The organism is Shewanella sp. NIFS-20-20, from assembly GCF_019209865.1.
Lineage (GTDB): Bacteria > Pseudomonadota > Gammaproteobacteria > Enterobacterales > Shewanellaceae > Shewanella.
In genome coordinates, this window is sequence record NZ_JAHUTT010000135.1 from 1 (window position 1) to 615 (window position 615).

2 tRNA genes are annotated in these 615 nt (G+C 47.3%); both read right to left on the reverse strand.

What is annotated here, in order from left to right:
- Positions 1 to 39: 39 nt before the first annotated feature.
- Positions 40 to 115: transfer RNA gene (locus KU855_RS18770), tRNA-Ala, on the reverse strand.
- Positions 116 to 249: 134 nt separating this feature from the next.
- Positions 250 to 326, reverse strand: a tRNA-Ile gene (locus tag KU855_RS18775).
- Positions 327 to 615: the final 289 nt, after the last annotated feature.

Consider the following 615-nt stretch of genomic DNA (forward strand, 5'->3'; position numbering starts at 1 on the left):
ATCCATATCTGCAATGGTGTCCATTTCAATTCAGAGAAATGGTGGAGCTATGCGGGATCGAACCGCAGACCTCCTGCGTGCAAGGCAGGCGCTCTCCCAGCTGAGCTATAGCCCCATTGCAGCAGTCAAACAAACTATTGATTCAATCTTTTATCAGATTGATGACCAATTCGAATCTAATCAGGCCAAATTACGTCGACGTTTAGCAGGCTAAACGAGCAGTAATTTGACGATGAGTAAACGAAGAATTGGTGGGTCAGAGTGGACTTGAACCACCGACCTCACCCTTATCAGGGGTGCGCTCTAACCAGCTGAGCTACAGACCCATTTATACTCGTTTCTTCACTTCAACACGTCGTTGCTTATCGCCGCTCATTCGGTCATGTAGTGGACTACACTTCCTCAATCACGCCTCAAGCGCCTTGCTTTGAAGCCAATTAACGTCGTCTAAATATCAAACGTTTGTTTATCTTCTATCAGACAATCTATGTGAACACTCACGCACACGGAGGTGCGATGTGCAGAAAAGGCATGGAGCTTTTTTCTGCCAACAGTAACCGTAAATCGCATAGGTAAGGAGGTGATCCAGCCCCAGGTTCCCCTAGGGCTACCTTG